This is a genomic window from Streptomyces millisiae (genome assembly GCF_031845425.1).
Taxonomy (GTDB): domain Bacteria; phylum Actinomycetota; class Actinomycetes; order Streptomycetales; family Streptomycetaceae; genus Streptomyces; species Streptomyces millisiae.
The window spans coordinates 142,793-163,289 of record NZ_JAVREM010000002.1; the positions used below are offsets into that span (position 1 = coordinate 142,793).

Here is a 20,497-nt window from a genome sequence, read left to right on the forward strand (position 1 = left end):
GGGACGGAAGGAGAGCCGAGATGGAACCGGGCACCGACCCCTATGTCGCCGCCGAGCCGGCCCCCGAGGGCGACGGGGTGCTCCGGGTCACCCTCGGCTCCGGGCGGACCCTGGACTTCGTCTGCGGCGTCCCCGTGGAGGGCGTGCTGCGGCTGCGGCTCGCCGGCCCGTTCGGCGACGGGCCGCGCGCCGTCGACTCCGTCCTGCTCGACCTGCCCGACCGGCCCGCGACCCTCACCCGGGTGCCGGGCGGCACCACCATCACGGGGCCCGGCGTGGAGGCGTTCTGGGAGTCCGGCGACCCCACGGCGGTGGGCAACGGCGAGGGCGCCCCGCAGGCCCTGCGCTTCGGCACCTTCGCCCGCTTCTCCGAGCCGGAGGGCGCCACGCTGCCCTTCCAGGCCGGCTACCGCCCGGCGTCCGGGGGGCGCCCCGCCGCCTGGGTGGAGACCATCCACCTCGCGCCCGACGCGGCCGTCTACGGCGGCGGCGAGAGCTACCAGGGCATCGACCTGCGCGGCCGGCACCGCAGGCTCCGCAACATCGAGGAGAACCGGGCCGCCGGCCGCGACTCCGCCTACCTCAACGTGCCGCTGCTGTGGTCGGACGCCGGCTGGGGCATCTTCGCGCACACCGGCGAGCCGGTGGACGCCGACATCGGCGCCACCCACTCCGAGGCCGCGCGCTTCCAGATCGGCGGCGACGACCTCGACCTCTTCCTGCTCACCGGCGACGCGCCCACCATCCTCGACCGCTACCACGCCCTCACCGGCCAGCCCCGCGCGCTGCCGAAGTGGGCCTTCGGGGTGTGGATGAGCCGCTCCTCCTACTTCACCGCCGACGAGATGGTGCGCACCGTCGACGAACTGGCCGCCGCGGACTGCCCGGTGGACGTCATCCACGTCGACGAGTGGCTCGACGAGAAGGTGCTCGAGGACGCCTCCTGGACCGCGGGCCCCGACCGCCGCCGCTTCCCCGCCGGCTGGTCCCGGCCCCTGGCCGACCGCGGCGTCCGCACCAGCCTGTGGATCAACCCCTACGTCAAGCGCGGCACCCCGCTGGCCGACTGGCTCGGCGACCGCGGCTACCTGGTGCGCCGCGCCGACGGCAGCCCGGCCGCCACCGCGGACAACCCCGACACGCTGCCCGTCGACTTCACCAACCCCGAGGCCCGCGCCTGGTGGCGGGAGCGGCTCGCCGACACCTTCCGCGAGGAGGGCAACTCGGCGCTGCTCTCCGACTTCGGCGAGGAGATCGCCGACGACGCGATCTTCGCCGACGGCACCACGGGACCGGAGCGCCGCAACTCCTACGGGCTGCTCTACCAGGACGTGGTGCGGGAGGCCGGCACCGAGGCCCTCGGCGACGACTTCGTGCCGATCTCCCGCTCCGGCACCGCCGGCTCGCAGCGCGACCCCGCGCACTGGGCCGGGGACATGCCGTCCACCTGGAGCGGCCTGGTCTGCACGCTGCGCGCGGTGCTCTCCATGTCGCTCAGCGGCTTCTCCATGGTGACCCACGACGCCGGCGGCTACTGGACACCGGCCTCCTACCGGCGGGCCGGCGAGCTGCGCGAGACCATGGAGCCGGACGCCGTGTTCGCCGACGTCGAGCCCGAACTGTACGGCCGGTGGGCGCAGTGGGCCGCGTTCTCGCCGATCATGCGGTTCCACGGCACCGGCCGGCGCGAACCCACCGCCTACCCCGAGCCGTACCGCTCGGCCGCCATCGCCGCCTGCCGGCTGCGGCACCGGCTCGGCCGGTACGTCGGCGACCTCGCGGAGACCACCGACGGGCTGCCGCTGATGCGGCCCATGCCGCTGGCCTTCCCCGGCGACCGACAGGCCAGGGACGCCGAGCTGCAGTACCTGTTCGGCCCCGACGTGCTGGTGGCGCCGCTCCTCGAACCCGGCGGCCGGCGCGCCTTCTACGTGCCGCCCGGGGAGTGGGTCGGTCTGGTCGGCTGCCCGCGCCTCACCGGGCCCGGCTGGCAGGAGGTGACGTGCGCGCCCGACGAGTTCCCCGCCTTCGTGCGCGCGGAGTACGGCGTTCAGGCCGTGCTGGGCCCGGCCTGAGCCCGGGCGCCGTCAGGACCCGTCGCCCGGGACGTCCTCGTCGGCCGGCTCGTGGAACGCGGCGAGCAGTCGCTCGGCGGCCAGCGTCGGGGTCAACGAGCCGTCGCGGACCTGCCGTTCGAGGGCCGGTGCCAGACCGCGCACCGCCGGGTGGCCGTGCAGCCGGCCAAGCAGCTCGTCGTGGACCATCGACCAGGTCCACTCCACCTGCTGGTCGCGCCGCTTGGCGGCCAGCAGACCGGCCGCCTCCAGCGCCGCCCGGTGCGCCTCCAGCTTCTGCCACACCTCGTCGAGCCCGGCCTCCTCCAGCGCGCTGCAGGTGAGGACCGGCGGCGACCAGACCGCGTCCGCCGGCCGCAGCATCCGCAGCGCGCCCCGCAGTTCGCGGGCCGCCGCCCGCGCCTCCCGCTCGTGCGGGCCGTCGGCCTTGTTGACGGCGATGACGTCGGCCAGTTCCAGGACGCCCTTCTTGATGCCCTGGAGCTGGTCCCCGGTCCTGGCCAGGGTGAGGAAGAGGAACGAGTCGACCATGCCGGCCACCGCGGTCTCGGACTGGCCGACGCCGACCGTCTCGACGAGGATCACGTCGTAGCCGGCGGCCTCCATCACCACCATCGTCTCGCGGGTGGCCCGGGCGACCCCGCCGAGCGTGCCGGCCGAGGGCGAGGGGCGCACGAACGCGTTCGCGTCGACGGCGAGCCTGGCCATGCGGGTCTTGTCGCCGAGGATGGAGCCGCCGGTGCGGGTGGAGGACGGGTCGACGGCCAGCACCGCCACCCGGTGACCGAGGCCGGTGAGCAGGGTGCCGAGGGCGTCGATGAATGTCGACTTGCCGACCCCCGGTACCCCGCTGATGCCGATGCGCCGCGCCCGGCCGGCGTGCGGCAGCAGGTCGAGCAGCAGCCGCTGCGCCAGCCGCCGGTGGTCGGGCCTGGTCGACTCCACCAGCGTGATCGACCGGGCCACCTGCGCCCGGGAGCCGGCCAGCACGCCCTTGGCGTACCCCTCGACGTCGACGACGGGCCTGGGCGTCACGGTGCTTCGGGGGCGAGGTCGAGGTCGAGGCTCTCGGCCAGCGTCAGCAGCAGGTCGTGGGCGGCCTCGGGGATCACCGTGCCGGGCGGGAACACCGCGGCCGCGCCGGCCTCGCGCAGCGTCGGCACGTCGTCCGGCGGGATCACCCCGCCGACCACGATCATGATGTCCTCCCGGCCCTGGGCGGCCAGCTCCTGGCGCAGCGCGGGCACCAGCGTCAGGTGGCCGGCGGCCAGCGAGGACACCCCGACGATGTGCACGTCCGCCTCCACGGCCTGCCGCGCCACCTCCTCGGGGGTCTGGAACAGCGGGCCGACGTCCACGTCGAAGCCCAGGTCGGCGAAGGCCGAGGCGATCACCTTCTGGCCCCGGTCGTGCCCGTCCTGTCCCATCTTGGCGACCAGGATCCGCGGCCGGCGGCCCTCGCCGTCGGCGAACGCCGCCACCAGCGCGCGGGTGCGCTCCACGCCGGGCGACGTCCCGGCCTCCTCGCGATACACACCCGAGATGGTACGGATCTGCCCGGAGTGCCGGCCGAACACCTGCTCAAGGGCGTCCGAGATCTCGCCCACCGTGGCCTTGGCCCGGGCCGCGTCCACCGCGAGCGCCAGCAGGTTGCCGTCGCCCGTGGCGCCGTTGGTCAGCGCCCGCAGCGCGTCCCGGCAGGCGGCCTCGTCCCGCTCGGCGCGCAGCCGCCGCAGCTTGGCGAGCTGCTGGGCGCGCACCGCCGAGTTGTCGACCTGGCGCACCTCGATGCGCTCGTCGGCGTCCACCCGGTAGAGGTTGACGCCGATCACCGGCTGCCGGCCCGAGTCGATCCGGGCCTGGGTGCGGGCGGCGGCCTCCTCCACCCGCAGCTTGGGGATGCCCGCGTCGATCGCCCTGGCCATGCCGCCGGCCGCCTCGACCTCCTCGATGTGCTGCCAGGCACGCCGCGCCAGGTCGTGGGTCAGCCGCTCCACGTAGGCGCTGCCGCCCCAGGGGTCGATCACCCGGGTGGTGCCCGACTCCTGCTGGAGCAGGATCTGCGTGTTGCGGGCGATGCGGGCGGAGAAGTCGGTGGGCAGGGCCAGCGCCTCGTCCAGCGCGTTGGTGTGCAGCGACTGGGTGTGGCCCTGGGTGGCGGCCATCGCCTCCACGCAGGTGCGCACCACGTTGTTGAACACGTCCTGCGCGGTCAGCGACCAGCCCGAGGTCTGCGAATGGGTGCGCAGCGACAGGGACTTGGGGTTCCTCGGCTCGAAGCCGCGGACCAGGCGGGCCCACAGCAGCCGGGCCGCGCGCAGCTTGGCGACCTCCATGAAGAAGTTCATGCCGATGCCCCAGAAGAACGAGAGCCGGGGCGCGAAGGCGTCCACGTCCAGGCCGGCGGCGATACCGGCCCGCAGGTACTCGACGCCGTCGGCGAGGGTGTAGGCCAGCTCCAGGTCGGCCGTGGCCCCCGCCTCCTGGATGTGGTACCCGGAGATGGAGATCGAGTTGTAGCGGGGCATGTGCCGCGAGGTGTAGGCGAAGACGTCGGAGATGATCCGCATCGAGGGCTGCGGCGGGTAGATGTAGGTGTTGCGGACCATGAACTCCTTGAGGATGTCGTTCTGGATGGTCCCCGCCAGCTTCTCGGGCGGCACGCCCTGCTCCTCGGCCGCCACGATGTACAGCGCCAGCACCGGGAGCACCGCGCCGTTCATCGTCATCGACACGCTCATCCGGTCCAGCGGGATGCCGTCGAACAGCTGCCGCATGTCGTAGATCGAGTCGATGGCCACGCCCGCCATCCCGACGTCCCCGGTGACCCGGGGGTGGTCGGAGTCGTAGCCGCGGTGGGTCGGCAGGTCGAACGCCACCGACAGGCCCTTCTGACCGGCCGCCAGGTTCCGCCGGTAGAACGCGTTGGACTCCTCGGCGGTGGAGAACCCGGCGTACTGCCTGATGGTCCACGGCTGGTTGACGTACATCGTGGGGTAGGGGCCGCGCAGGAAGGGCGCCGCTCCCGGGTAGGTGTTCAGGAAGTCCAGGCCCGCCAGGTCGTCGGCGGTGTACAGCGGCCGGACCGGGATGCCCTCGGGCGTCTCCCACACCAGGTCCTCGACCGAGTGGCCGCTGCTCTCCTTGACCGCCGCCCGCCACCGGTCGAGGTCGACGGGTGGATCGCCGTCGCCTGGACCGTCGAGGGGCACCTCGGAGAAGTCGGGGATCATCGGCATCACGCCACCTCCGGCGCATCGCTGACGGGTTCTTCGGTGACGACGTCCAGCAGGGCGGACAGCACGGCGACCGCGTCCACGCCGACGAAGACGAACGTGTCGACGCCGGCGGCCCGGTACTCCGCCTCCCGCTCGCCGGGGCGCCCCGCGAGCAGCACCCGGCGGGCCCCGGCCGCCTTCAGCGCCGCCGCCACCGCCGCGGCCTGCTCGGCGTAGCGCGCGTCGTCGGAACACAGGCAGGCGACCGGGGCACCGCTGGCCCCGAACGCGGCGGCCACGGTGTCCGCGTCCACCGACACCGGCTCGTGCACCGGCTCGATCCCGGCCGCCTGGAACAGGTTGGCCGCGAAGCCGGCCCGCGCCGTGTGCGCCGCCACCGGCCCGAGCGCCGCCAGGAACACCCGCGGCTCGACGCCGGCCGCCCTGGCCTCGTCCGCCCTGGCCCGCAGCGCCTCGAACGCCTCGTCCCTGCGCACCCTCGGCAGTCCGCCGCCCGCCCGGGCCGGCGCCGGGGCCCGCTTCGGCAGCCGCTCGCCCGGGTTGGCGAACTCGCTGACCCCGGTGATCGGTTCGCGCCGGGTGGCCAACCGCCGGCCGCGCCGCGCCCACTCCTCGGCGAGCCGGTCACCCACCAGACCCGAACGCAGGGCGGCCGCCTGCCCACCGGCCCGCTCCACCTCCTGGAACCACGCCCAGCCGGCCCGCGCCAGCTCGTCGGTCAGCCGCTCCACGTACCAGGAGCCGCCCGCCGGGTCGACGACCCGCCCCAGGTGCGACTCGGCCAGCAGGATCGCCGAGGTGTTCCGGGCGATCCGCCGCGCGAACGCGTCCGGCAGGCCGAGCGCCTCGTCGAACGGGAGCACCGTCACCGAGTCCGCGCCGCCCGTCCCGGCGGCCAGCGCCGCCACGGTGGTGCGCAGCATGTTCACCCAGGGATCGCGCCGCGTCATCATCACCCGCGAGGTCACCGCGTGCTGCCGCTGCGCGCCGGCCGCCGGCGCCGCGCCGCTCGCCCCCGCCACCCGCGCCCACAGCCGGCGGGCCGCCCGCAGCTTGGCGATGGTCAGGAACTGGTCGGTGGTCGCGGCGTAGCGGAACTCCAGCTGCCCCAGGGCCGCGTCCACCGAGAGCCCGGCCGCGGTCAGCTCCCGCAGGTACGCCACCCCCGTGGCCAGCGAACAACCGAGCTCCTGGGCCGGGCTGCCGCCCGCCTCGTGGTAGGGCAGCGCGTCCACCACCAGGGCGCGAAGGCCCGGGTGGTCCCGGTGGCAGCGGGCGGCGAGGCCGGCGGCCGCCCACAGCCGGGTGGTCAGTTCGGCCTGGTCGCCCTCGCGGGCCGCCAGGCCGAGCGGGTCGGCGCCCAGCACGCCGAGCACCGCGCCCGGCGCGAGACCACGCCCCTCCGCGATCCGCAGCAGCTCCCTGGCCGCCGCGTCGAACGCGGCACCCGCGTCCAGCACCACGGGCGCCAGGTCGAGCAGCACCCCGTCGAGCGCGGTCTCCAACGCCGCCACCGGGGCGCCGCCCTCGCCGACGGCCAGCCACACCGAGGTGACGCCGTTCTCCAGATCGGCCAGGACCGCCTCGTTGACCCGCGCCGGGTCCGCCGCACCGTGGAACTGCCGCACGTCCCAGCCGGCGACCGCGGTGCCCTCCGGGCGGGCGCCCCTGACGAACGGCGCGAAGCCCGGGAACCCGGGGTCCGGCGCCTGGTCGTTCGCCGTGTACAGCGGCCGGGTGACGATGCCGTCGGCCAGCGCCGTGCTCAGCGCCTCCTCGGCCGCCGCCCCGTCCAGACCCGGCCGGCCCGCCCTGGCCAGGACGCCGGCCACCAACTCGCGCCAACGGTCCCCTGACACCTCGGGGAAGCCCTCGGCCAGGGGCAGCTCGCCCCCGGCCGTCGGCATCGGCCCCTTCGCCATGGTTCTCCTCTCCTCCCGTCCACCGGGTGAGGTTCGCACGCCGGACCAAAAGACCCATCAAGGAAGGCTCAAGGCGACATGGAAGCGGCCCGTGTCTGGCAGGGTACGCGGGGTGGGGTCGCCTGGCGTACCCCTAACCGGTCGTGGCCCGCCCCCCGCGAGAGCGCCCCGGCGAGCCCCGCACCGCGGCGCGCCACGCTCTCGTCCCACACGCCGGCGCGCGACCCCACTGCGCGCGCCGGCGCTACCCCCGACCGGCGTGGCCGCCGGCCCCGGTGCCCGCCGGCTACCCCCGGCGCCCCCGGTCCTCCGCCGCACTCGGTCGCATTCCGCACTCCGCGGACGGCAGGCGGAACGCCAGCATCGAGCGCGCGCCCGGCCCGTGTCACGCGATCACGGTGTCGGGGTGCGGACATGGCGGCAGTACGACAGGCCCCGTGGCCGCGACCGCCGCGCGGGATGCGCGCGGCGCGCCGGCGCGCCACCATGGAGGTATGGCCACCGGCGGCGAGCACCCCGGCGGGCGCGGCGGCCACCGCGGCGTCCCGCACACCGCTGACCTGCGCGTCTCGGCCTGGGGGCCGACGCGCGAGGAGTGCCTGACCCAGGCCGTGCGCGGCGTCGTCGAGTCCTTCGCCGATCCCTCGTCGGGCGCCCGCGCCCCGCGACGGCGGCACACCGAGATCCACGCGGACGACGACCCCGAACTGCTGGTGGCGCTGATGGACGACGTCGTCTACCGGCTCGACACCGCCGGCGAGGTCCCGGTCGACGTGGACCTGGATCCGATCCCCGGCGGGCTGCGGGTCGCCTACCGGATGGCCGACGCGGACGACCTCGAACCGGTCGGCGCCGCCCCCAAGGCCGTCACCCTGCACGACCTCGCGCTCGGCCGCGGGCCCGCCGGCTGGACCTGCTCGGTCACCCTCGACGTCTGAGACGACGACGTCCGCGTCACGCCCGCCCCCGTTCCGGGAGGAGACCGCCCGATGACCCAGCACGCGGAGCGCGTCCAGATCACCGAGGCCGGCGCCTACCGGTACCGCATCCCGCGCCACGGCGCGATGCGGGTGCCGGGCGTCGTCTTCGCCAGCCCCGAGCTGCTGCCCCAGGCCGCCGGCGACCAGGCCCTCGACCAGGTGGTCAACGTCGCCGCGCTGCCCGGCGTCGTCGGCGCCTCCTACGCCATGCCCGACGTGCACTGGGGCTACGGCTTCCCCATCGGCGGCGTGGCCGCCACGGACGTGGCCGCCGGGGGAGTGGTCTCACCGGGCGGCGTCGGCTTCGACATCTCCTGCGGCGTCCGGCTGCTCGCCGCCGACTGCGACCGCGCCGAGATCGCGCCCCGGATCGGCGCCCTGCTCGACGCCCTCGGCCGCCGCACCCCACGCGGCGCCGGGCGCGGCGCGGTCTGGCACATCGGCCGCCGCGACCTCGACCGGGTGCTGCGCGAGGGCGCCCGCCACGCGGTGGAGCGCGGCCACGGCGTGCAACGCGACCTGGAGCGGTGCGAGGACGGCGGCGTGCTGACGGAGGCCGACCCGGCGGCCGGCCGGGTCGGCGACCGGGCCAGGGAACGCGGCCTCGGCCAACTCGGCAGCCTGGGCTCCGGCAACCACTTCCTGGAGGTCCAGGAGGTGGAGACCGTCCACGACGAGGCGACGGCGCGCGCCATGGGCCTGGTCGCGGGACAGGTCTGCGTGATGATCCACTGCGGCTCGCGCGGCCTCGGCCACCAGATCTGCACCGACCAGGTGCGGACCATGGGCCGCGCCATGCGGCGGTACGGCATCGAGGTGCCCGACCGCCAACTGGCCTGCGTGCCGGCCGACTCGCCCGAGGGCCGCGACTACCTGGCCGCCATGGCCGCCGCCGCCAACTACGCCCGGGCCAACCGGCAGTTGCTCACCGAGTCCAGCCGGGCCGCGTTCGCCGAGACCGTCGGCCACGGCCTCGACCTCGTCTACGACATCTCGCACAACCTGGCCAAGATCGAGACGCACCGGGTGGACGGCGAGACCCGCCGGCTGTGCGTCCACCGCAAGGGGGCCACCAGGGCGCTGCCGCCCGGCCACCCCGAGCTGCCGCCCGACCTCGCCGAGGCCGGCCAACCGGTGCTGATCCCCGGCACCATGGGCACCGCGTCCTACCTCCTCACCGGCGTCCCCGACGGCGACGCCTGGCACTCCACCTGCCACGGCGCGGGCCGCGTCGAGAGCCGCCACCAGGCGGCCAGGGAGGTCAACGGCGGCCGGCTGCGCGCCGAGCTCGAGGCCCGGGGCATCGCCGTCCGCGGCACCACGGCCCGTGGCCTGGCCGAGGAGGCGCCCGGCGCCTACAAGGACATCGACGCGGTGGTGACGGCCGCCGAGGGCGCCGGCCTGTGCCGCCGCGTGGCCCGCCTCGTGCCGCTCGGCGTGGTCAAGGGCTGAGGGCTGCCGCCCGCTCAGACCCGAGCGGAGCGGAACCGGACGGCCGCCCCCGGGGGGATCTGGCCGGCCAGCGGCAGGTCCGCGCCGAGCACCACGGCGATCACCGGGTAGCCGCCGGTGACCGGGTGGTCGGCGAGGAACAGCACCGGCTGGCCGTTGGGCGGGACCTGGAGCGCGCCGGCCACCATGCCCTCCGCCGGCAGCTCGCCGTCCCGCGCCCGCCGCAGTTCCGGCCCCGAGAGCCGGATGCCGACCCGGTTGCTGTCGCTGGTGGCCGTCCAACGGGCCGCGCACAGCGACTCGACGGCCGCCGGCGGGAACCAGTCGTCGCGTGGCCCCGGCAGCACCCGCAGCGCGAACTCACCGGGCGGCGCCGAGCACGGCGCCGCGTCGACCCCGGGGAAGGGCGCCGCCGGCTCGCCCACCGGCAGCGTGTCGCCGGCCCGCAGCGGCGCGGGGCCGAGCCCCGACAGCAGGTCGGTCGCCCGCGAGCCGAGCACCGGCGGCACGTCGAGCCCGCCCCGCACCGCCAGGTAGCTCCGCAACCCCGAGGCGGGCGGCCCGAGTTCGAGGACCGCGCCGTCCCCCAGCGCCAGCGGCGCGGCGAACGGGGCCGGGACCCCGTCCACCGTCACGGCACCCGGGGCACCCGTCACCGCCACGTACCGCGCCCCGGGCCCGCGCGCCCGCACCCGCAGGCCGCCGAAGGTGGTCTCGACGCCGGCGGCGTCCACCGCGTTCCCCACCAGCCGGTTGGCCAGGGCCAGCGCCGGCCCGTCGGCGGCGCCGGACCGCGGCACGCCGAGCTCCGCCCAGCCGGGCCGGCCCCGGTCCTGGACGGTGGCCAGCGGACCGGTCGCGAGGATCTCGAGACGCCACGGGGTCACGCCGCGGCCCCCGCCCCGATCGCCGTGAAGCGCACCGACCGCCCGGGCACCAGCAGCGCCGGCGGGTCGCGGTCGGTGTCCCACAGCGGCGCGTCCGTCGTCCCGAGCAGCCGCCAACCGCCCGGCGAGGAACGCGGATAGACGCCGGTGAAACCGCCGGCCACCGCGACCGAGCCCGCCGGCACGGCGGTTCGCGGCTCGGCCCGACGCGGCACGTGCAACACCGGGTCGGTGCCGGTGAGATAGCCGAAGCCGGGCGCGAAGCCGGCGAACGCCACCGTGTAGAGCGGCGCGGTGTGCCGGGCGACGACCTCGGCCACGCTCAGACCGGTCAGCGCCGCGACCTCCGCCAGGTCGGGCCCGTCGTAGCGCACCCGGATGGTCAACGGGGCATGCGCCGGGGCGGGCGGTGCCACCGAGCCGGTGGCGAGTGCGCGGGCCCGGTCGGCCAGCGCCCGGCGCAGCTCGGCGTGGTCGGTCAGCGCGGGGTCGTAGCGCACCAGCAGGGTGGTGGCGGCGGCCACCAGTTCGCCCACCCCCGGCGGCCGGTCGGCGGCCAGCGAGGCGCGCAGGGCCAGCACGCCGGGCAGCCCGTCCAACTCGGCGAGCACCGCCTGGTCGCCCACCCGCCGCACCGCGCGCAGCCCGCCGTCCGGTGCCGTCACGCGGGCACCGAGAACGGCCGTGGGGGGTGCCCCGCCCGCTCCAGTTCGGACCGCAGCCGACGGGCGATCTCCACGGCCCCCGGGGTGTCCCCGTGCACGCACAGCGACCGGACGTCGAGGGGGAGCGTGGTGCCGTCCACGGCCTCCACCACCCCCTCGGCCACCATGCGGAGACAGCGCTCCACGATCACCTCCGGGTCGTGCAGCACCGCGTTCGGCCGGCCACGCGGCACCAGGGTCCCCTCCGGGGTGTAGGCGCGGTCGGCGAAGGCCTCGCGCACCGGGGTCAGCCCCACCTCCGCCGCCACCCGCAGCCAGACGCTGCCCGGCAGGCCGAGCACCGGCAGCGCCGGGTCGTACCGGCGCACCGCCTCGGCGACGGCCGCGGCCTGCGCCTCGTGGCGCACGATCGCGTTGTACAGCGCGCCGTGCGGCTTCACGTAGGAGACCCGGGTGCCGGCCAGCCGCGCGAAGCCGTCGAGCGCGCCGATCTGGTAGACGACGTCGTTGACCAGCTCGGCCGGGTCGACGTCGATGAACCGGCGCCCGAACCCCGGCAGGTCGCGGTAGCCCACCTGCGCTCCGACGGCGACGCCGCGCGCCGCCGCGGCCTCGCACACCCGCCGCATGATGGTCGGGTCACCGGCGTGGAAGCCGCAGGCGACGTTGGCGCTGGTGACGATCGAGAGCAGCGCCTCGTCGTCCCCGAGCCGCCACTGCCCGAACCCCTCGCCGAGATCGCTGTTCAGGTCGATCACTGTGCTCATCGGGACGTGACCCTACCGTGGGGGTGGCGGCCGGCGTCGGCAGCCGCACCCCGATCGCCTTAGCGCACTCGGCGACGCGCCGGAGCCAGATGGGCGGGGTTCCTTCGTACGAGCTACCTTCGCCGTTTTCGCGGGCGCCGGGACACGGGCGCCTGGACGATGAACGCGTCGCGGGAACATCGCTTACGCATCGGGGCGGAGACACATGGTTGACACAGCTCGTCGCAACGCCGCCACGGAAGGTGTGGACGGCGGTGTCGGCCTGACCGCTCTCCTGGTCGCCGCCGCCCGGGCGATCGAGACGCACCGCGGGGACAGCCTGGCGCGGGACCCCTACGCGGAGCACTTCGTGCTCGCCGCCCCGGCGTCCGCGGGCTGGCCGGTCCACCCCCACCAGGTGCCGGACGGTGACGCCGACCCGCTGTGGGGGCGGTTCGCGCGCTACTTCGGGCTGCGCACCAGGGTCCTCGACGACTTCCTCCTCACGTCGGCGCGGGCCGGGGCCCGGCAGGTGGTGCTGCTCGGGGCGGGCCTCGACGCGCGGGCCTTCCGGCTCGACTGGCCGCCCGGCTGCGTGGTCTTCGAGATCGACAGGGCGGCCGTGCTGACCTTCAAGCACCGGGTGCTCGACGAGGTGTCCGCCGCGCCGCGGGCGACGCGCGTGCCGATCCCGGTCGATCTGCGCGACGACTGGGTCGGAGCACTGACCGGTGCCGGCTTCGACCCGGCGGAACCGACCGTCTGGCTCGCCGAGGGGCTGTTGTTCTACCTGCCGGCCGCCGCCGAGACCTATCTCGTCGACACGGTGGACCGGCTGAGCGCCCAGGGCAGTGCCCTGGCGTACGAGGCCAAGCTGGAGAAGGACCTGACCCGGTACCGCGACAGCCCGCTGTACACCGCCACGAGGGAGCGGATCGGGATCGACCTGCTGGCCCTGTTCAACAGGGATCCGCGGCCCGACTCGATGGCCGCCCTGGCGGCCCGCGGCTGGGGCACGTCGGTCCACACGCCGTTCGACTTCACCCGCCGGCACGGCCGCGGCCCGCTGCCCGAGCCGAACGACGCGCTGGAGGGCAACCGGTGGGTGTTCGCGAACAGGTCCCGGACGTGACGGCGGGCGTGGCACGGGCTCTCCCCTACGGAACCAGCACGGGTTTGACCACCCGGCCCGCCTCGACGTCGCGTTCGGCCGCGTCGATGTCGCCGAGCGGGTAGGTGCGGATCAGTTCGTCGAAGGGGAACCGCCCGGCCCGCCACAGTCCGACCAGGCGCGGGACCAGCAGGCCCGGCACCGCGTCCCCCTCGCAGACATGGGAGATCCTCCGGCCCCGGTCGAGACCGCCGGGTTCGATCGGCAGCGGGGCGTGGAGCCGTGCGACCAGGGCGAGGTGACCGGTCGGGCGCAGGGCCCGGAGCGCGTCGTTGATCAGCGGGGCGGAGGCCGTGGTGTCGAGCGCGTACCGCGCGCCGCCGTCGGTCAGCCGGCGAACGCGTCCTGGCAGGTCGGCCGATCCGGCGGGCAGCGGGATCGCGCCGAACCGCTCGGCGAGGAGCAGCCGTTCGGGGTGCCGTTCGACGGCCACGGCCGTCGCCCCGGCGGCGGTGGCCGCCATCACCGCCGCCAGGCCCACCGCTCCCGCCCCGAGCACCAGGACGGTGTCGCCCGGCCGGGCTCCGAAGGTGTTGAGGACCGTTCCCGCGCCGGTGAGGAAGCCACAGCCGAGCGGCCCGAGCAGTTCGACGGGCAGCGCCGGATCCACGCGCACGGCGTTGCGGGCCGAGACCAGCGCGTACTCGGCGAACGAGGACTGTCCGAACCAGCGCGGGGCCAGCGGGCGCCCGGCCGCGTCGGTGAACCGTGCCGCCTTCTCCCGGCGCCCGCCGAAGAGGTTGAGCGCGGCGAACGAGTCGCAGTAGGCGGGGGCCCCGGCCAGGCAGTTCGGGCAGTCACCGCAGGAGTCGAAACTCAGCACGACGTGGTCGCCGGTGCGCAGGCCGGTGTGCTGGCCGCCGGTCTCCACCACCACGCCCGCCCCCTCGTGGCCGAGCACCGCCGGCAGCGGTGAGCGGCCGGCCGAACGCCGCACCGCGAGATCGGTCCGGCACATCCCGGAGCCCGCGATCCGCACCAGGACCTCGCCGTCCAGCGGCCCCGCGTGCAGGACCACCTCCTCGACCGCGAACCGGCCCTCGTACGAACGCAGTACCGCCGCGTCGAACCTCATCCCGTCATGGCTCCTCCGGACGGTGCACCACGAACGGGCTGAGGTTCCCGTAGAGCCCCCACGGCCCGCCCGCGACGCCGACACCGCTCTCCTTGACGCCCGCGAAGGGCTGGGCGAGCGACAGCTCGCCGTGGTGGTTGATCCACGCCGTCCCGCACTCCAGCCGGTGGGCCACCGCCTCGGCCCGGTCCAGATCGGTCCCCCACACCGAGCCGCCGAGGCCGAAGCCGGTCCCGTTGGCCGCCTCGACGGCCTCGTCGAGCCGGCCGTACGGCAGCACCGGCAGCACCGGGCCGAACTGCTCCTCCGTCACCACCGGGTCGTCCGGCGGGACATCGGTCAGGATCGTCGGGGCGAAGAAGTACCCCGGCCGGTCGAGGCGGTGGCCGCCGACCACGGCGCGGGCCCCGGCCGCCAGGGCCCGGGCCGTGTAGCGCTCGACGCGGTCCAGCTGGGCGGCGTTGTTGACCGGCCCGAGACGCGAGGCCGGGTCGAGCCCGGGCCCGACGACGACGGCCTTCGCCCGGTGCGCGAGCGCCTCGACCACCCGGGGGTGGATCCGGGCCGGCGCGTAGACCCGCTTGACCGCCACGCAGACCTGCCCGCAGTTGCGGAACGCGGCCCAGAACAACCGGTCCGCGACGCGCTCCACGTCCACGTCGTCGAGCAGGACGGCGGCGTCGTTGCCGCCCAGTTCCAGGGTGACCCGGGCGAGCGAGGCCGCCGCGCCCGCCGCCACCGCCCGGCCGGTGGGGCCGGATCCGGTGAACGTCACATGGCGGATCCCCGGATGGGCGGCGAGGCGGGCGCCGAGGGGCTCGCGACCGGTGACGACCGTCAGCACGCCGTCGGGGAGGGCGGTGGCGAGGACGGAGGCGAGCAGCCGGGTGGCGAGCGGGGTGTGGGGCGAGGGCTTGAGCACCATCGTGTTGCCCGCCGCCAGCGCCGGCGCGAACTTCGCCGACGCCAGTTGGAGGGGGAAGTTCCACGGGACGATCGCGGCGACGGGCCCGAGCGACCGCCAGTGGATCTCGCCGCGCACGGGCCGACCGTCCCTGATCGTCCCGGGGAGGACGTCCAGGTCGGCGAAGTAGCGCAGCCGGGCCGCCACGCGGGCGACCTCCGCGTGCGACTCGGCCAGCGGCTTGCCCTGCTCCCGGGTGAGCAGCGGAGCGAGGTCCGCCCCGGCCGCCTCGACGGCGGCGGCCGCCGCGCGCAGCGCGGTGGCGCGGGCGGCGGGGTCCGCCCGCCAGCCCGGCCAGGCCGCGCGGGCCCGGTCGACGATCTCCGCCAACGCGTCGGGGTGGTGGTCGGGAGCCTCGTCGAACGCCTCACCCGTCGCCGGATCGACGACGGGGAAACGGCCGCCCGGGCCCCCGGGTCCGCGACGGGACCGACTCGTCCCCATCCGGGCGGTCAGCTCGCGGCGGCGACGGCGGCCGCGTGCGCCCGGGCCTGGCGGTCCATCTCGGCCCGGAAGGCGGCCACCAGGTGGGGCTGAATCCGTCCGCCGTCGCGGTCGCCCCGCTCGCAGACCGCGCCGCGCACGCCCACGATGTCCGTGCCGATGCGGGTCAGCGCGCCGAGGTCCCGCTCCCTGACGCTGCCGGCGAGCGCGGCGAGCAGCCCCGCCTCGTGGGCCAGCCGGACGAACTCCGCGCAGCGGTCCGGCGGGACGTGGTCGAACAACCGGCTCCCGTCCTTGATCGCGGTGTCCAGCATGGCCGCGTCGCAGCCGGCGCGGTGGGCGACGTCGGGCAGGGCGAGCGGGTTGACGCAGCCGATCCGGTGCGCGTCGGCGTAGCCCGAGGCGACGACCAGGGCGTCAGGACGGTGGTCCTTCACCGCCCGGACGACCCCGCGCATGACCTCGACGGCCTGGTCCGGCGTCGTGCATCCGTAGAGGCCCACCTTGACGTACGTGGCTCCGGAGACGACCGCGCCGAGCGCCGCCTGGGCCACGGTGCCGGGCTTGTACGGCACGTCCCCCACGGTGGCGGACACCGGCTTGTCCGCCGGCACCGCGTCGCGGATCTCCCTGATGACCCACGGGAAGTTCGCGCCGAGCGAGCCCTCGTCGGGCTTCTTGACGTCGACGATGTCGAGATGCCGCGCCGCCTTCGCGCAGACGAGGGCTTCCTCGACGCTGTCCGGAGAGACCAGAAGTAACAATGTGGACCCTTTCCACGGCGTGTCCACCCGGCCGAGCGGCCGGTGCGCGGAGTCGCCGGGAGCCCGGGCGACCGGCTCATTCTGGTCGTCACCCGAGGACCCTCGGCAGGGCGCGCGTCGACCGGACGAGTCACTCGCCGTCCGCCTCCGCGCGCCGTTCACGCCGTGGAGCGCCCCCTCGTGGCGGGGGCGGTGCGGCGGGTCAGCGCCCGGCGGCGATGTCGAGCAGGCGCAGGAACCCTTCCACCCGCCAGGCCGCGCGGCCGACGAAGAGGCCGTCGACGCCGGGGACGCCCAGCAGGTCGGCGGCGTTCTCCGGGGCGACGGAGCCGCCGTACAGCACGCCGGCGACCCGGTCGCCGACCGCGTCCCGCAGGGCGGCCACCGGGGCGGCGATCTCCGCCGGCGTGGCGGGCCGGCCGGCGTCGCCGATGGCCCAGACCGGTTCGTAGGCCAGCAGGACCGTGCCGGTGTCGGCCGACCCGCCCAACGCGGCGAGCGCCTGGGCCACCACGTGGTCCGCGGAGCCGCCGGCGGCGAACGTCGGCGCGTCCTCGCCGACGCAGACCAGCGGGATCAGCCCATGCCGCAGCGCCGCCCGGACCTTGCGACGGACCGTGGCGTCGGTCTCGGCGAAGTGGGTCCGCCGCTCCGAGTGGCCGAGCTCCACGAGCGCCGCCCCCGCGTCGGCCGCCTGCGGCATCGAGATCTCCCCGGTCCAGGGGCCCCCGTCCGCCCAGTGCGCATTCTGCGCGCCGACCAGCACCGGGGAGCCGGCGCCCAGCGTGCGCGCCACCGTGTCGATCGCCGTCGCCGGCGGGATCACGAACGGCCGCACGCCGGCGGGCGCCTCCGGGCCGACCGCCTCCCGCAGCCGCGCCGCGTACGCCGCCGACTCGGCGATCGTCTTGGTCATCTTGAAGCTGGTGCCGATCCAGCGCACGACGGGACCCTTCACCCCTCGTAGGAGCGGATCGCCTCGACCTTGGCCGCCGAGGCCGACGCCGGGTCGAAGGTGTACGTCAGCCACTCCCTGGCCAGCCGGCGCGCCAGCTCGAGCCCGATCACCCGCTGGCCGAGGCACAGCACCTGCGCGTTGTTGGAGAGCACGGAGCGCTCCACGGAGAACGAGTCGTGCGCCGTGACCGCCCTGATCCCGGGCACCTTGTTGGCCGCGATGGCCACCCCGAGGCCCGTGCCGCAGACCAGCAGCGCCCGGTCGGCCCGCCCCTCGGCCACCAACCGGGCGGCGTCCACCGCGACATGGGGATAGTCGGTGCCCTGCCCGGCGGCGATCCCGACGTCGACGACCTCCGCCACGAGATCGTGGGCCGCCAGGTCGGCCTTGAGCGCCTCCTTGTAGTCGAAGCCGGCGCCGTCGGCGCCCACCGCTATCCGCAGCTGCCCTGTCACTGGAACTCCTCACTCAGTGCCGTCACGATCAGCGCGAACGAGACCGCGCCCGCGTCGGGGGTGCCGATCCCGCGTTCGCCGTGCACCCGGGCCCGGCCGAGGCGCGCCGGGATGTCGGCCGTCGCGTCCGCGGCCCGCCGCGCCGCCCGCGCGGCCGAGGCGGCGGCGTGGGCGACGGGTTCGCCGGCCTCCAGCGCCCTCGTCAACGTCTCGGCGAACGGCACGGCCGCGTCCACCAGCGTCTTGTCGCCGGGGCGGGCGCCGCCCAGCTCCGTGACGGCGGCCACCGCCGCCCGCACCCCGGCGGCCAGCCGGGTCGCTTCCGGTGCCGCCTCGTCGCCGAGCGCCGCGCCGAACGCCGTCAGCATGGCGCCCCACAGCGCCCCCGACGTGCCGCCGGCCCGCTCCGCCCACGCCTCGCCGGCCAGGACCAGCGTCGTCATCGCGCCGGCCCCGGCGGCCGCCGCCTCGGCGCCGGCCGTGGCGGCCGCCGCCGCGCCGCGCCGCATCCCGATGCCGTGGTCGCCGTCCCCGGCGACCGCGTCCAGCCGGCCCAACTCCGCCTCCTCGGCGGCGATCACGTCGCGGACCTTCTCCAGGGCGGTCACCAGCCGCCGGGCCGCCGCGCGCGACGGCTCGGCGCCCGCCGTGATCGTGGGGGCGGCCGCGTAGGTGTCCAGGTCGTCCGTCCGCGCCGGCCGCGGTTCGACCACGCCCTTCCGGTAGGCGGGGGAGTCCGCCGGCGCCTGCCACAGCTCGGCCAGCTCGTCGTCGAGGAAGGTGAGGGTGAGCGAGAGCCCGGCCATGTCCAGGCTGGTCACCAGCTCGCCGACCTCCGGGTCGACCGGCCGCAGCCCGTGCTCGGCCAGCCGCTCGGCGACCCGCCGGTGGACCACGTACAGCTCCTCGTACTTGGTCTCGCCGAGTCCGTTGACCAGCACCGCCACCCGGTCCTCGGCGTAGCCGACGTGCCACGCGGGCCGTTCCGCGAGCAGCCGGTCGACCAGCAGGTCGGCCACGGCGTCGGCGCTCGCCAACTCCCGCTCCTCGATGCCGGGTTCGCCGTGGATCCCGAGCCCGATCGCCATCCGGCCCGGCGCCACCGTGAACAGCGGCTCGGCCGCGCCCGGCAGGGTGCAGCCGCCGAAGGCGACGCCCAGGGACCGTGTCGCGGCCACCGCCCGGCGGCCGACCCGCTCCACCTCGTCGATGTCGAGGCCGCGTTCGGCCGCCGCCCCCATGATCTTGAACACCGGCAGGTCGCCGGCGATCCCGCGGCGCGTCGCGTGCTCCGCGGGCGGCGCGGAGGCGATGTCGTCGGTCACCGTCAGCACCCGCACATCGAGCCCCTCGGCCCGCAGCCGGACCGCCGCCTGACCGAAGTGCAGCACGTCGCCCGCGTAGTTGCCGAAGGAGAGGATGACGCCACCGCCCGCCTCGCAGGCCCGCGCCACCGAGGCGACCTGGGCGGCGGACGGCGAGGCGAACAGGTTGCCGCAGGCCGCGCCGTGCGCCAGCCCCGGGCCGACCCAGCCGGCGAACGCCGGGTAGTGGCCGCTGCCGCCGCCCACCACCAGCGCGACCCGCCCCCGCGGGGTCGCGTCGGCCCGCACCACCCCGCCGCGCACCCGCCGCACCCGGCCGGCGTGCGCCGCCGCGAACCCCGCCAACGCCTCGTCGGCGAAGGCCGCCGGGTCGTTGCACACCACCGTCACCTGGCACCTCCGCGCAGCTTGGCGGCCAACACCCGCCGCAGGTACTCCCGGTTGGTGGCCGACACGCTCAACCCGTCACCGCCGTAGTGCTCCACGCAGATCGGCCCGGCGAACCCGGCGGCCAGCGCGATCTCGACGGCCCTCCGGTAGTCGACGAACCCGGACTCGGCCGGGGCCGGCACGGTGAAGTAGGCGCCGGTGGCCGGGTCGTGATCCCGGTAGTAGTTCTTGATGTGCCAGTAGTTGGTGTACGGCGCCGTCGCGAGCATGATCCGCTCCCAGTCCTCCACCGGCCGGTGCAGCCGCACCAGGTTCCCGATGTCCGGGTTGAGCCCGACGTTCGGCAGGTCGATCTCCCGCACCAGCCGGACCGCGCTCTCCGCCGTCCCGAGGTAGGTGTCCTCGTACATCTCCAGCGACACGGCCACCCCGAGCCCGGCCGCGTGCTCGCCGACCCGCCGCAGCCGCTCGACGGCGAGCCTCCAGACCCGCTCGTCCCCGACCGGGTCGCTGGCGCCCGGCTCGGTCCAGAACCACACGGCCGCCCGCTGCCGCTCCGTGAGCTCGCGGTGCAGCCCGACCGACACCGTCCCGACGCCGAGTTCGGCCGCCGCCTCGACGGTCCTGAGCAGGTACGCCAGGTTCTCCTCGGCCCGCTCCCCGTCCGGATCGATGACGCTGTGACGCACCGTGGAGATCGCGGTGACGCCCAGCCCCGCCTCCTTGAGCTCCCCGGCCAGCTTCCGGCGCCGCTCGGCGGTCAGGTCCCCGGGCCGCACCCAGGTGTCGGTCAGGTCCACGTGGGTGAACCCGGCGGCGGCCACCTCGTACAGGGTCCCCGCCCAGCGCGCCGCGGGCGCGTCCTGGGCCTCGGGGAACTGCAGGAGCGCGGCGCCGATCGGCCAGTCCTGCGCAGAGAAGGGCATGTGCGTCTCCGAACGTCGATGTCAGCGGGGCGCCCGTATCGTGGATCGTATAGGATCTA

Annotated in this window: 17 protein-coding genes; 4 read left to right on the top strand and 13 right to left on the bottom strand. The window is 75.9% G+C overall.

Features of this window, described 5'->3' with window-relative positions; genetic code table 11:
• Positions 1-20: 20 nt before the first annotated feature.
• Positions 21-2,075: a glycoside hydrolase family 31 protein gene (locus tag RNC47_RS02760; protein WP_311595147.1), complete on the top strand. Its 2,055-nt coding sequence runs from the start codon at positions 21-23 to the stop codon at positions 2,073-2,075.
• A gap of 12 nt (positions 2,076-2,087) precedes the next feature.
• Here the strand turns inward: RNC47_RS02760 and meaB are convergent, their stop codons facing one another.
• The 3 genes from meaB to RNC47_RS02775 are packed head-to-tail and all read right to left on the bottom strand — an operon-like array spanning position 2,088 to position 7,221.
• Entirely contained in the window at positions 2,088-3,110 is a 1,023-nt protein-coding gene (gene meaB, locus RNC47_RS02765) for a methylmalonyl Co-A mutase-associated GTPase MeaB (RefSeq protein WP_311595148.1), read from the bottom strand.
• Positions 3,107-5,314 carry a methylmalonyl-CoA mutase gene (gene scpA / locus RNC47_RS02770; RefSeq protein WP_311595150.1) on the bottom strand — a complete coding sequence of 736 codons (2,208 nt, stop codon included), beginning with the start codon at positions 5,312-5,314 and terminating at the stop codon, positions 3,107-3,109. Before scpA ends, meaB begins: the two co-directional genes overlap by 4 nt.
• Positions 5,314-7,221, bottom strand: a complete 1,908-nt coding sequence (locus tag RNC47_RS02775; RefSeq protein ID WP_394814697.1) for a methylmalonyl-CoA mutase family protein — start codon at positions 7,219-7,221, stop codon at positions 5,314-5,316. Before RNC47_RS02775 ends, scpA begins: the two co-directional genes overlap by 1 nt.
• Before the next feature lie 509 nt (positions 7,222-7,730).
• Here RNC47_RS02775 and RNC47_RS02780 point away from each other — a divergent pair.
• Positions 7,731-8,174, top strand: coding sequence for an archease (locus RNC47_RS02780; protein WP_311595154.1), 444 nt, complete (start codon positions 7,731-7,733; stop codon positions 8,172-8,174).
• Positions 8,175-8,225: 51 nt separating this feature from the next.
• Complete coding sequence (locus RNC47_RS02785) at positions 8,226-9,668, top strand: RtcB family protein (RefSeq protein WP_311595155.1); 1,443 nt, start codon at positions 8,226-8,228, stop codon at positions 9,666-9,668.
• Between the two features lie 14 nt (positions 9,669-9,682).
• Here RNC47_RS02785 and RNC47_RS02790 read toward each other — a convergent pair whose 3' ends face one another.
• The 3 genes from RNC47_RS02790 to RNC47_RS02800 are packed head-to-tail and all read right to left on the bottom strand — an operon-like array spanning position 9,683 to position 11,987.
• Positions 9,683-10,555 (bottom strand): 5-oxoprolinase subunit C family protein, encoded by an 873-nt coding sequence (locus RNC47_RS02790; protein WP_311595157.1) that lies wholly within the window; start codon positions 10,553-10,555, stop codon positions 9,683-9,685.
• Positions 10,552-11,220, bottom strand: coding sequence for a 5-oxoprolinase subunit B family protein (locus RNC47_RS02795; RefSeq protein WP_311595159.1), 669 nt, complete (start codon positions 11,218-11,220; stop codon positions 10,552-10,554). The genes RNC47_RS02790 and RNC47_RS02795 overlap by 4 nt, the downstream gene beginning before the upstream one ends.
• Positions 11,217-11,987 (bottom strand): LamB/YcsF family protein, encoded by a 771-nt coding sequence (locus RNC47_RS02800; protein WP_311595160.1) that lies wholly within the window; start codon positions 11,985-11,987, stop codon positions 11,217-11,219. Before RNC47_RS02800 ends, RNC47_RS02795 begins: the two co-directional genes overlap by 4 nt.
• Positions 11,988-12,192: 205 nt before the next feature.
• Here RNC47_RS02800 and RNC47_RS02805 point away from each other — a divergent pair, with 205 nt between their 5' ends.
• Entirely contained in the window at positions 12,193-13,098 is a 906-nt protein-coding gene (locus RNC47_RS02805; protein ID WP_311595162.1) for a class I SAM-dependent methyltransferase, read from the top strand.
• A gap of 25 nt (positions 13,099-13,123) precedes the next feature.
• Here the strand turns inward: RNC47_RS02805 and RNC47_RS02810 are convergent, their stop codons facing one another.
• The 7 genes from RNC47_RS02810 to RNC47_RS02840 all read right to left on the bottom strand — a co-directional run bounded on the left by RNC47_RS02810 (position 13,124) and on the right by RNC47_RS02840 (position 20,438).
• Positions 13,124-14,212 (bottom strand): NAD(P)-dependent alcohol dehydrogenase, encoded by a 1,089-nt coding sequence (locus RNC47_RS02810; protein ID WP_311595164.1) that lies wholly within the window; start codon positions 14,210-14,212, stop codon positions 13,124-13,126.
• A 4-nt stretch (positions 14,213-14,216) separates the two neighbouring features.
• Positions 14,217-15,620, bottom strand: coding sequence for an aldehyde dehydrogenase family protein (locus tag RNC47_RS02815; RefSeq protein WP_311595166.1), 1,404 nt, complete (start codon positions 15,618-15,620; stop codon positions 14,217-14,219).
• Between the two features lie 8 nt (positions 15,621-15,628).
• Positions 15,629-16,384 carry a (5-formylfuran-3-yl)methyl phosphate synthase gene (locus RNC47_RS02820; RefSeq protein ID WP_311595168.1) on the bottom strand — a complete coding sequence of 252 codons (756 nt, stop codon included), beginning with the start codon at positions 16,382-16,384 and terminating at the stop codon, positions 15,629-15,631.
• A gap of 202 nt (positions 16,385-16,586) precedes the next feature.
• The gene (locus tag RNC47_RS02825) at positions 16,587-17,342 is read right to left on the bottom strand and encodes a triose-phosphate isomerase (protein ID WP_311595171.1); all 756 of its coding nucleotides are present in this window, start codon (positions 17,340-17,342) and stop codon (positions 16,587-16,589) included.
• Positions 17,339-17,797, bottom strand: a complete 459-nt coding sequence (locus RNC47_RS02830) for a ribose-5-phosphate isomerase (protein ID WP_311595173.1) — start codon at positions 17,795-17,797, stop codon at positions 17,339-17,341. The genes RNC47_RS02825 and RNC47_RS02830 overlap by 4 nt, the downstream gene beginning before the upstream one ends.
• Entirely contained in the window at positions 17,794-19,512 is a 1,719-nt protein-coding gene (locus RNC47_RS02835) for a dihydroxyacetone kinase family protein (protein WP_311595175.1), read from the bottom strand. The genes RNC47_RS02830 and RNC47_RS02835 overlap by 4 nt, the downstream gene beginning before the upstream one ends.
• Positions 19,509-20,438: a sugar phosphate isomerase/epimerase family protein gene (locus tag RNC47_RS02840; protein WP_311595177.1), complete on the bottom strand. Its 930-nt coding sequence runs from the start codon at positions 20,436-20,438 to the stop codon at positions 19,509-19,511. Before RNC47_RS02840 ends, RNC47_RS02835 begins: the two co-directional genes overlap by 4 nt.
• Between the last annotated feature and the right edge of the window lie 59 nt (positions 20,439-20,497).

What these genes read in the sequence shown, in the direction of transcription:
- RNC47_RS02760 (WP_311595147.1), top strand. Translation starts at nt 21, where the DNA reads ATGGAACCGGGCACCGACCCCTATGTCGCCGCCGAGCCGGCCCCCGAG.
- scpA (WP_311595150.1), bottom strand. Translation starts at nt 5,314, where the DNA reads ATGCCGATGATCCCCGACTTCTCCGAGGTGCCCCTCGACGGTCCAGGC.
- RNC47_RS02775 (WP_394814697.1), bottom strand. Translation starts at nt 7,221, where the DNA reads ATGCCGACGGCCGGGGGCGAGCTGCCCCTGGCCGAGGGCTTCCCCGAG.
- RNC47_RS02780 (WP_311595154.1), top strand. Translation starts at nt 7,731, where the DNA reads ATGGCCACCGGCGGCGAGCACCCCGGCGGGCGCGGCGGCCACCGCGGC.
- RNC47_RS02785 (WP_311595155.1), top strand. Translation starts at nt 8,226, where the DNA reads ATGACCCAGCACGCGGAGCGCGTCCAGATCACCGAGGCCGGCGCCTAC.
- RNC47_RS02800 (WP_311595160.1), bottom strand. Translation starts at nt 11,987, where the DNA reads ATGAGCACAGTGATCGACCTGAACAGCGATCTCGGCGAGGGGTTCGGG.
- RNC47_RS02805 (WP_311595162.1), top strand. Translation starts at nt 12,193, where the DNA reads ATGGTTGACACAGCTCGTCGCAACGCCGCCACGGAAGGTGTGGACGGC.
- RNC47_RS02810 (WP_311595164.1), bottom strand. Translation starts at nt 14,212, where the DNA reads ATGAGGTTCGACGCGGCGGTACTGCGTTCGTACGAGGGCCGGTTCGCG.
- RNC47_RS02815 (WP_311595166.1), bottom strand. Translation starts at nt 15,620, where the DNA reads ATGGGGACGAGTCGGTCCCGTCGCGGACCCGGGGGCCCGGGCGGCCGT.
- RNC47_RS02840 (WP_311595177.1), bottom strand. Translation starts at nt 20,438, where the DNA reads ATGCCCTTCTCTGCGCAGGACTGGCCGATCGGCGCCGCGCTCCTGCAG.